General features: G+C 60.9%; 9 protein-coding genes. 6 read left to right on the forward strand and 3 right to left on the reverse strand.

Annotation, left to right across the window (positions count from 1 at the left end):
• Positions 1–93 precede the first annotated feature (93 nt).
• Complete coding sequence (locus D8U18_RS09330) at positions 94–906, forward strand: alpha/beta fold hydrolase (protein WP_131107490.1); 813 nt, start codon at positions 94–96, stop codon at positions 904–906.
• A 156-nt stretch (positions 907–1,062) separates the two neighbouring features.
• Here the strand turns inward: D8U18_RS09330 and dsbG are convergent, their stop codons facing one another.
• From dsbG to dsbD, 3 genes are read right to left on the reverse strand one after another with little or no spacing between them, the layout of a single operon-like run.
• Positions 1,063–1,830, reverse strand: coding sequence for a thiol:disulfide interchange protein DsbG (gene dsbG / locus D8U18_RS09335; RefSeq protein WP_130904069.1), 768 nt, complete (start codon positions 1,828–1,830; stop codon positions 1,063–1,065).
• Positions 1,806–2,660 carry a TlpA disulfide reductase family protein gene (locus tag D8U18_RS09340; protein WP_056856340.1) on the reverse strand — a complete coding sequence of 285 codons (855 nt, stop codon included), beginning with the start codon at positions 2,658–2,660 and terminating at the stop codon, positions 1,806–1,808. The genes dsbG and D8U18_RS09340 overlap by 25 nt, the downstream gene beginning before the upstream one ends.
• A complete protein-coding gene (gene dsbD / locus D8U18_RS09345) occupies positions 2,660–4,396 on the reverse strand; it encodes a protein-disulfide reductase DsbD (RefSeq protein ID WP_130904068.1) in 1,737 nt (578 codons plus the stop codon). Before dsbD ends, D8U18_RS09340 begins: the two co-directional genes overlap by 1 nt.
• Positions 4,397–4,548: 152 nt before the next feature.
• On the opposite strand from dsbD, the gene D8U18_RS09350 reads away from it, so the two are divergent.
• The 5 genes from D8U18_RS09350 (at position 4,549) to D8U18_RS09370 (ending at position 9,054) form a co-directional block, all read left to right on the forward strand.
• Positions 4,549–5,229 carry a response regulator gene (locus D8U18_RS09350; protein WP_056856338.1) on the forward strand — a complete coding sequence of 227 codons (681 nt, stop codon included), beginning with the start codon at positions 4,549–4,551 and terminating at the stop codon, positions 5,227–5,229.
• The gene (locus D8U18_RS09355; protein ID WP_131107491.1) at positions 5,226–6,551 is read left to right on the forward strand and encodes an ATP-binding protein; all 1,326 of its coding nucleotides are present in this window, start codon (positions 5,226–5,228) and stop codon (positions 6,549–6,551) included. The genes D8U18_RS09350 and D8U18_RS09355 overlap by 4 nt, the downstream gene beginning before the upstream one ends.
• A 250-nt stretch (positions 6,552–6,801) precedes the next feature.
• On the forward strand, positions 6,802–7,284 hold the full coding sequence (locus D8U18_RS09360) for a GNAT family N-acetyltransferase (protein WP_131107492.1): 483 nt from the start codon (positions 6,802–6,804) through the stop codon (positions 7,282–7,284).
• A 57-nt stretch (positions 7,285–7,341) separates the two neighbouring features.
• Positions 7,342–8,748: an aspartate aminotransferase family protein gene (locus tag D8U18_RS09365; RefSeq protein ID WP_131107493.1), complete on the forward strand. Its 1,407-nt coding sequence runs from the start codon at positions 7,342–7,344 to the stop codon at positions 8,746–8,748.
• Positions 8,749–8,829: 81 nt separating this feature from the next.
• Complete coding sequence (locus D8U18_RS09370) at positions 8,830–9,054, forward strand: MbtH family protein (RefSeq protein ID WP_056856334.1); 225 nt, start codon at positions 8,830–8,832, stop codon at positions 9,052–9,054.
• Positions 9,055–9,666: the final 612 nt, after the last annotated feature.

Consider the following 9,666-nt stretch of genomic DNA (forward strand, 5'->3'; position numbering starts at 1 on the left):
GATGGCGTCAGCAGGAATACATACATTGGTGCGATTGACTGCAACCTGCCAGCCGCGCAGTCTTGCTGTTCCATTTTTACTGGCGCAGACACGATGCCTTTCGTAACCCTAGACGGCCAACCCCTCCACTACATCGATCAAGGCTCTGGCCCGGCAGTCCTGCTGGCCGGCAGTTATCTGTGGGACCAGACCATGTGGGCGCCGCAGATCGCGGCGCTGTCACAACAGTATCGAGTCATCGCGCTGGACCTGTGGGGCCACGGTGAATCGGGGGCGCTGCCTGCTGGCACGGCATCGCTGGACGATGTGGCGCGCCAGTCCTTGGCATTGCTCGATCATTTGAATATCGCGCGTGTGACCCTGATCGGCCTGTCGGTCGGCGGCATGTGGGGCGTACGCCTGGCGTTGTCGGCACCGCAGCGGCTCAATGGCCTGGTGTTGATGGACACCTATGTCGGTGTCGAGCCGGAACCGACCCGCCAGTACTATTTTTCGTTGTTCGACATGATCGAACAAAGCGGCGTGATTGCACCGCAGTTGCTGGACATCGTGGTACCGATTTTCTTCCGTCCGGGCATCGATCCGCAGTCGGCGTTGTATCAGGCGTTCCGCGCCAAACTCGCTGCATTGCCAGCGCAACGTCTGCGTGAAAGCATCGTACCGATGGGCCGGATTACGTTCGCGCGTGATGATCTGTTGCCGCGTCTGGGCGAACTGGACGCGGCGAGTACGCTTGTATTGTGTGGCGATCAGGACAAGCCGCGTCCACCAAGCGAAGCGCAGGAAATGGCCGAGCTGATCGGTTGTCCCTGTGTGCTGGTGCCGGAGGCGGGGCATATTTCCAATCTGGAGAATCCGCAGTTTGTCACTGAGGCGTTGCTCGAGTTTTTGGCTCAAAGAAATTAGTTGGTTTGAGATCGTTCCCACGCTCTGCGTTTGAGATCGTTCCAACGCTCTGCGTGGGAATGCCTCTTCGGACGCTCTGCGTCCGGCTCTGGAAGGGCGCGAAGCGTCCCGAGCTGCATTCCCGCGCGGAGCGTGGGAACGATCAAAATCAGAACACTATTTAGGCCCGAGAATCTTCGCCAGTTTGTCCGGCGACGGCGCACCTTGCTGCTGTTGCAGTTCACCCTTGCTGTCCATGTAGAAAATGGCCGGAGTGGCTTGCAGCTCCAGGTCTTCCATCAACTGCATGTTGGCCGCCAGTTTCGCCGCAATTGCCGGTGGCACTTCCTTCAGGGCTTTGAGCGTACTGGCCTTGCCGGCGGATTCGTGGTCTTGCAACGCTTTTTGCGGGTCCTTGGCGGCGAGCAGGGCGGCGGATTTACCGGGGCTGTCTTCGCGGATGATGCCGACCATGATGTGACGCAGCTGTACTTTGCCGGCCTTGACCCATGGCCGCGCCTGTTCCCAGAACATGCTGCAGTAAGGGCAGTTCGGGTCACTGAACATGTAGACGATACGCGGTGCATCCTTGCTGCCATCGGCAATCCAGTTGCTCGCTTCCATCTTGCCCCAGACTTCCTTGGCCATTGGCGCGTACACCAGTTTCTGCAACGGTGCGCTGCTCAGGTCATTGCCTTGGGCGTCATACAGATTGCCCAGCAGCACGTGTTTGCCGTCCGGCGTCAGGTACAGCGCCATGCCTCGGTTCTGGTATTGCGCGGCGTACCCGCGCAAGCCATCAGGGGCATCGAACTGGCCGACGATCTTCGCGCCTTTGGCTTCGATCTTTTTGATCGCCTCGGGCAACTCTTCGGCCTGCACCCATGGCAAGTGCAGCAGGGCGGCACCGAGGCTCAGGGTCAGCAGATGGCGGAGGCGGGGCATGGCAGTTTCCTTGAAGAGGTGGCAGGTACGGAATCGAAGTTTTCCAGGGCGCGGGCCAGGCTGGCCTGCGACAATTCACCCAGATGGCTGCCCAGCAAGCGACCGTCGGGGCTGTAGAACAGCGTAGTTGGCAATGCCATTGAGCCGACGGCCTGACCCAGGCGACCACTGCCGTCGAACAATACATTGGACAGACTGAGGCCTTGGGTTTCCAGGAACGTTGCGACGCTTTGCATGCTTTCGGCCTGATTGACGAACAGGAACGTCAGGTCCGGGCGTTGCTGTTGAGCATTCTCCAGCACCGGCATTTCCCGGCGGCATGGCGGACACCAGGTGGCCCACAGATTGATCACCAGCGGGCCGCCCTTGTAGTCGGCCAGTTGCACCGTTTCACCGGCGGCATTACGCAAGGCGATTTCCGGCAAGCGCGTGCCTTGCTCGTAGATCGCCAGGGAGAAGGTCGCCAATAGCCAGAACGCCAGGCCGCTGGCGACACCAAAGCCCAAAGGGCGGCGCAAACCCGGTCGACGCCAGCCTCGGTACAGGGTGGCAAGCACCAGCGCGATCACCCCCGGCCAAGCGAGGAAACCGCCGTCGCGCAGGTCGATGATCTGCCAGGGATCACTGCGATAGTGGTTCCAGTAAACGGCGACGAAACCGACCCGCGCCGCGAGCATGCCGATCAGGAACAGACTGAACAGCGCCGACTCTGGGTTCTCGCCCCCACGTTTGGCCACTCGCCAACCGACAAAGGTCGCCAGTGCCAAGGCACTGATCAGCAGCAGGTGGTTCAGCGCGATTGCAAAGGTGCCGAGGGTGAAGGTCAGCATTAGCGAGCGTCTCGGGTGGTGGTCCAGCGTTTCAGGAACGTGTCGGCATCGACCTCGCCGGTGATGCGTTGGCTGCGACGCTCAACGCCGTCGGCACCGATCCACAACAGGCTCGGCGGCCCCGGTACTTTGTAGCGACCGAGCAGTTCACGGCTGGCGGCATTGTCGGCGGTGACGTCCAGCCGGAGCAAGCGCACATCGCTCAAGGCTTCAAGCACGCTGGTTTTACCGAACACTTGTTTTTCCATGACCTTGCACGCCACGCACCAGTCGGCGTAGTAATCGAGCAGTACCCATTGGCCCTGCGCTTGCGCCGCGTCGAGTTCCCGTTGCAGGGCTTGCGGGTCCTTGACGGTAGTGAAGGCGTCGTGACCGACCGGGACAGCCGCAACGGCCGAGTTCGAAGCGCGGAAAACCTGCAATGGCTTGAACAAATCATCGCTGCCGCCTGCTGCGCCGATCATCAACAAGCCTCCCCACATGCCCAGCAACAACGAAGTAGCACCGAACAGATGCGCCACGCGACCGAAGCCGTCCGATTGCTTCCAGGCGCTGTAGGCCGCAATCACCAGCAACGCGCCACACAAACCGATCCACAGGGACTCATCCAGCACCGGACGCAGCATCAGCAGCGCAGTGGCGAGGAACAGGAAACCGAAAATGCCTTTGACCAGGTTCATCCAGGCGCCAGGCTTGGGCATGAAGCGATTGCCGACCGTCACCAGCAACAGCAGCGGCATGCCAATGCCAATGCCCAGGGCAAACAGGATCAGCCCGCCGTGCAACGCGTTGCCACTTTGCGCGATGTAGAGCAGGGCGCCGGCCAGCGGCGCGGTCATGCACGGCCCCACCAACAGGCCAGACAAAGCTCCCAGCACACCGGCGCCGACCAGGCTGCCGCCGCGCTGATTGCGCGAGACATTTTCCAGCCGATCACGAACCGCCACCGGCAATTGCAGTTCGAAGAAGCCGAACATCGGTAACGCCAACAATACGAAAATCGCCGCGAAGCTGCCCAGTAGCCAAGGATTTTGCAACAGTGCCTGCAGATTCGCCCCCAACAGCGCCGCCAGCACGCCCATCGCTGCGTAGACCAATGCCATGCTCACCACATAACTGCCTGCGAGGGCAAAACCGCGCTTGGTCGAGGCGCCGCTGCCGACGATCAAACCCGCCAGAATCGGCAACATCGGCAGCGAGCAGGGGGTAAACGCCAGCAACAGTCCGAGGCCGAAAAACACCAGCAAGCTCCAACCCAATGCCTGCTTTTGCAGGCCGCTGGCCAATGCCTGGTCCGGCGCTTCGTCAGTTGCAACGGCGGCGTCGCTGTTACCCAGGTCCACGACCTGGGTTTGTGGCGGATAACACAAACCTGCGTCGGCACAGCCCTGGAACCCGACCTTGACCTGGCCGGTGGCACCGGCAGGAATCTTCAACTCCAGACCCTGACGATAGACTTGCTGTTCACCGAAAAACTCGTCGCTGTGCGCTTCGCCCTGCGGTAATGCAGGTTGCTGCCCGATCGGTAAACCGTCGAACTTCAGCCGCTTCTGATACAGGTAATAGCCGTCGGCGATCTGCCAGAACAATTGGGTTTCGCCGGACTCAAGGCGCTGCGAGGTAAAGACAAACGCTTTGTCGACCGGCAGAAACTCTGGCTTGGTTGCAAACGGATCAGTGCCGGCCTGGGTCAGGCCGGAGAACAACAGGGCGACGAGTAGGAACAGATGGCGCATGGAAAAGCCTTATCTTTTGCAAGTGAGCAGCACAATGGGTGGCGACGATTAACCGATGATTAACCTTGGCAGCCTTGTGGCAATGGCACTTGCGGCATAATGTCCGCTTAATCGGTCGCCGGCCTAATCCGCTTTATTTACACGAGGCTCTTATGCACGTACTGGTTTGCGAAGACGATGAGTTGATCGCCAGCGGCATCGTCGCCGGCCTGACCGCCCAGGGCCTGACCGTTGAGCACGTGGCCACCGCGTCTGCAGCCCGGGCGATGCTCAAGGTGGCGGAGTTCGACGTGATGGTGCTCGATCTCGGTTTGCCCGATGAAGACGGCCTGAAGTTACTTCAGCAATTGCGCCACAACGGTCTGGAGCTACCGGTGTTGATCCTCACGGCCAGGGACTCGGTCATTGACCGCGTCGACGGTCTGCAGGCCGGCGCCGACGACTATTTGCTCAAGCCTTTCGACCTGCGCGAACTGGCCGCGCGCCTGCATACGCTGTTGCGGCGGGTGGCAGGGCGTAGTGTCAATCTGATCGAACACGGCGCCCTGACCTACGACCCGAGCAGCCGCGAAACCACGCTCGCCGGTCGTCCAGTGGACCTCTCGCGTCGCGAACAGTCGCTGTTGCAGGCCCTGCTGCATAACCGTGGCCGGGTGTTGTCCACCGAGCAACTCAAGGACAGCGTCTACGGCTTCAACGACGAACTGGAAAGCAACGCCCTCAACGTGCATATCCATCATCTGCGCAGCAAACTGGGTAAAGGCATCGTTGAAACAGTGCGCGGTCTGGGCTATCGCCTGGGGCCGGCCGACGGCGGAGATCAATCGAAGTGATGAGTTTGCGTTTGCGCCTGAGCCTGACGCTCGGCGCCGCGTTTGCGCTGATCTGGGCGCTGGCCGCGGCCTGGATGCTCAGCGACTTGCGCAACCAGATGATGTTCTCCCTCGACCAGCGCCTGGTGGCTTCGGCGCGGATGGTCGCCGGGCTGATGGAGCAATTGCCGCCATTGCCGAGCAAGGGCGAGGGCACGCATTTCAGTGCCGAACAGCTGAGCATTCCCGGTGGCATGGCGTGCCAGGTCAGCTCGCTGCGGGGGGAAATCCTCGCCCGCAGTCACACGGACCCTGGCCAAACCCTGGAAGCCGAGAAAATGGGCTTCCACGATCAGAAGATCGACGGCGCGCCGTGGCGCAGTTTTACCCTCGCGCGAGGCGATCTGCGGATCACCACCGCGGATCGGCAAATTGAACGGGAAGCGTTGAACATGTCGATCCTGCTGGCCGCTTCGGTGCCGGTGGGTGTGGCGCTGCTGGGTTGCCTGTGCCTGTTGTGGCTGGGGATCGGCCAGGGACTGGCGCCGCTCAATCGCATGCGCGATGCCTTGATGCGTCGCAGCGCCGACTCCCTGGAACCTTTGCAGGTCCAGCCACTGCCCAGCGAACTGCAACCGCTGCTGGACACGCAGAACCAGCTGTTCCAGCGCATCGGCAAGACCATCGAGCGCGAGCGCCGGCTGACCGGTGACGCGGCCCATGAATTGCGCAGCCCGCTGACCGCGATCAAGACCCATCTGCAGGTGGCGCGCATGACCGATGGCGCGGCTCGCGATCAATCCCTGGCCCGGGCCGAGGAGGGCGCCGACCGTCTGCACCGCACGCTTGAACAGTTGTTGTTGCTGGCCCGGGTCGAGGGCAGTTTGTCGTTTGACGACGGTGTGCAATGCAGCGCCGAGCAGGTGGCAAAACTGGCGATTCAGGACGCCGCCGGCGGTGATCGCCAGCGCATTAAATTGCAATTGCCCGCCAGGGTCTCCCAGGCGCCGGTACAAATGCCTGCGGTGCTGTCGATTGCCGCGCTGCGCAACTTGCTGGACAACGCCTTGCGCCATACGCCCGGCGAAGGTGAGGTTGAGCTCAGCCTGCAAACCAGCGGCAACCGTGTGCAGTTCGTGGTCCGCGATCATGGACCGGGCATTGCCGAGGATGACGTGCAACACCTGACCCAGCGATTCTGGCGCAACGGTCAAAGCACCGGTTGCGGTCTCGGCCTGGCAATTGTCCAGGCCATCGTCCAGCGCTGTGGTTGTACGTTGCATTTCGACAGCCGCCCGGATGGATTGCGGGTTGAATTGAGCATGCCGTTGCAACCGGTCTGACAAACACCACAGGTCTTGTGTTGGCCGCATCAACCGGGCACGACACATTACCTGTGGGAGCTGGCTTGCCAGCGATGAGGCCGGCAGATTCAGCATCAATATCGCCTGCCAGGACGCCATCGCGGGCAAGTCGAATCGTCGCACCGCCGCTCCCGCGGGCGCTACATCAAATGTAACTTCTCTGAATTGGTCGTCCGGCTCTCGTACAACTATCGTTCCCTGACACTCAATGGATTGAGGTAACGGCGCCATGGACGAACCCATACATACCTGCAAGGCGACTCCGGCCGACGCCGGTATCATCAGCCGCATCATCGAGCGCTCCATTCGGGTCGGTTGCGCCCTCGACCATCGTAATCAGCCGCAAGTCGTTGCGACCTGGACGCAAAATCAAACCCACGAAAACATCCAGCTTTGGCTCTCGGATCAACACCTGTACCTCAACCTCGCCCTGCTGCACGACAAACCGGTGGGGGTGGCGATGGCGTCGAATCAGGGGCAGGTTGCGTTCTGCTATGTGATGCCGGAGTGGTTTCGTCGCGGGGTCGGCCAAGCGTTGGTGCGCGATCTTGAGGGCTGGCTGATCAATCAGGGGCTTCGCCAGTCGCGACTGAACAGCACGCGAACCGGCGAAGCCTTTTATCGGCGCCTGGGTTACCAGCCGCAGGCCGAACCCCTGACAGTGGCGGGTCTCCCCGTCATCCCTATGCACAAAGCCTTGTCGAAGGTCTAAATCCTTGAGCCCCTGATGCGTTTCCACAACAGGAAAACCTTATTGAGGGGTCGAGAGATGTCAGTCGCTACCAGTCTTATCGAAGATCAGCCGGCCCGGGTCGCCCCGACCGAGTCGCTTTATCAGTTCGCCGAATCGCCGTTACTGGCCCGTCAGAGCCAACAGGAATCCAACGCCCGCAGCTACCCGCGACGCATTCCACTGGCCCTCAAGCGCGCCAAGGGCATTCATGTCGAAGACGTCGAAGGTCGCACGTTCATCGACTGCCTGGCGGGCGCCGGCACTCTTGCGTTGGGGCATAACCATCCGGTGGTGATCGAAGCCATCCAGCAAGTGCTGACTGACGAGTTGCCTCTGCATACGCTTGACCTGACGACGCCGGTCAAGGACCGGTTCGTACAGGACCTGTTCGGCTTGTTGCCGCCAGCACTGGGCGCGCAAGCGAAGATCCAGTTCTGCGGTCCCACCGGCACCGATGCCGTAGAAGCGGCGCTGAAACTGGTGCGCACCGCCACCGGTCGCAGCACCGTTTTGTCGTTCCAGGGCGGTTACCACGGCATGAGCCAGGGCGCGTTGAGCCTGATGGGCAGTCTGGGGCCGAAAAAGCCGCTGGGCGCTTTGCTCGGCAATGGCGTGCAGTTCATTCCGTACCCTTACGATTACCGTTGCCCCTTTGGTTTGGGCGGCGCGCAAGGGGTCAAGGCCAACTTGAGTTATCTGGAAAACCTGTTGAACGACCCGGAAGCCGGCGTGCTATTGCCGGCGGCGGTGATCGTTGAAGTTGTGCAGGGCGAGGGCGGGGTGATCCCGGCCGATCTGGACTGGTTGCGTGGGTTGCGCCGGATTACCGAAAAGGCTGGCGTCGCGTTGATCGTCGACGAGATTCAGAGCGGTTTCGCCCGCACGGGCAAGATGTTCGCCTTCGAGCATGCGGGGATCATTCCGGACGTGGTGGTGATGTCCAAGGCCATCGGCGGCAGTCTGCCGTTGGCGGTGGTGGTGTATCGAGACTGGCTCGACACCTGGTTGCCGGGCGCCCATGCCGGGACGTTCCGTGGCAATCAGATGGCCATGGCTGCCGGTTCTGCGGTGATGCGTTACCTGGTTGAACACAAAGTGTGCGAACACGCCACCGCCATGGGCGAACGCTTGAGCGAACACTTGCGCATCCTGCAGCACGACTTCCCGCAACTGGGTGACATTCGCGGTCGTGGCTTGATGCTTGGCGTCGAACTGGTCGACCCGACGGGGGCGCTGGACGCGTTGGGGCATCCGCCTGCCTTTGCGCGTTTGGCGCCGCTGGTGCAGCGCGAATGCCTCAAGCGTGGCTTGATCCTGGAACTGGGTGGCCGGCATGGCGCGGTGGTGCGTTTCCTGCCGCCGCTGGTGATTACCGCCGCGGAAATCGACCGTGTCGCCGAGATTTTCGGCCGGGCATTGGCCGCTGCAACTGCCGGTCTTTAAATTTTCCGGGGGCCGGAACGTTCCTTCTACATAGCGGCTGCACGCAGCGTGCGGCCCACCCTACACTGACGGAGAAACAGCATGACTTCAGTATTCGACCGCGAGGACATCCTCTTTCAGGTCGTGGTCAACCACGAAGAGCAATACTCGATCTGGCCCGACTACAAAGCTGTGCCGCAAGGCTGGCGTACCGTGGGCAAGAGCGGGTTGAAAAAGGAGTGCCTGGCTTACATCGAGGAGACCTGGACTGACATGCGTCCGTTGAGCTTGCGGCGCAAGATGGATGAGCAGGGTGTGGCTCTCTGAGATTTTTTTGTTTTGGTGGTGTACATATCCGTTGCTGCGGTAACGGCGGCTTTTATGTTGTGAGGTGTACATATCCGTTGCTGTGGTAACGGCGGCTTTTACGTTGTGAGGTGTACATATCCGTTGCTGTGGTAACGGTGGCTTTTATGTTGTGAGGTGTACATATCCGTTGCTGTGGTAACGGCGGCTTTTTCGTTATGAGGTGTACATATCCGTTGCTGCGGTAACGGCCACTTAGGGTTCCGCTCTTACAGCGGGTCACTTTGAAAAGCGCAAAGTAACCAAACGCTCTTGCCCCTTTCGTTCGGTGCCTCGCCTAGGCTCGGCATGCCCTCGCTCCGGTCCTGCTCCGTGGGCCCGCCGCCATCGGCCATCCATGGCCGGGGGCGGCTAACCCGGCATCCATGCCGGGTTGCCCACTACGCAGAACCTCCACTCGGCCTCTCGATGGGGCAAGAAAATCAAAAGCCAAAGCCAAAGCCAAAGCAAGAGCGAGGCGGCCTACCGGCCGGCCTGACTCTGGGTGGGTGTGCGCTGTCGAGTCAAAGAAGTTTTGATGCTTTGCTTTGCTTTGCTTTGCTTTGCTTTGCTTTGCTTTGCTTTGCTTTGCTT

The sequence above is a fragment of the Pseudomonas sp. Sample_10 genome (genome assembly GCF_004321495.1).
Classification (GTDB): domain Bacteria; phylum Pseudomonadota; class Gammaproteobacteria; order Pseudomonadales; family Pseudomonadaceae; genus Aquipseudomonas.

Coding starts and splice junctions, on each gene's coding strand:
- D8U18_RS09330 (WP_131107490.1), top strand. CDS start 94: ATGCCTTTCGTAACCCTAGACGGCCAACCCCTCCACTACATCGATCAA.
- dsbG (WP_130904069.1), bottom strand. CDS start 1,830: ATGCCCCGCCTCCGCCATCTGCTGACCCTGAGCCTCGGTGCCGCCCTG.
- D8U18_RS09340 (WP_056856340.1), bottom strand. CDS start 2,660: ATGCTGACCTTCACCCTCGGCACCTTTGCAATCGCGCTGAACCACCTG.
- dsbD (WP_130904068.1), bottom strand. CDS start 4,396: ATGCGCCATCTGTTCCTACTCGTCGCCCTGTTGTTCTCCGGCCTGACC.
- D8U18_RS09350 (WP_056856338.1), top strand. CDS start 4,549: ATGCACGTACTGGTTTGCGAAGACGATGAGTTGATCGCCAGCGGCATC.
- D8U18_RS09360 (WP_131107492.1), top strand. CDS start 6,802: ATGGACGAACCCATACATACCTGCAAGGCGACTCCGGCCGACGCCGGT.
- D8U18_RS09365 (WP_131107493.1), top strand. CDS start 7,342: ATGTCAGTCGCTACCAGTCTTATCGAAGATCAGCCGGCCCGGGTCGCC.
- D8U18_RS09370 (WP_056856334.1), top strand. CDS start 8,830: ATGACTTCAGTATTCGACCGCGAGGACATCCTCTTTCAGGTCGTGGTC.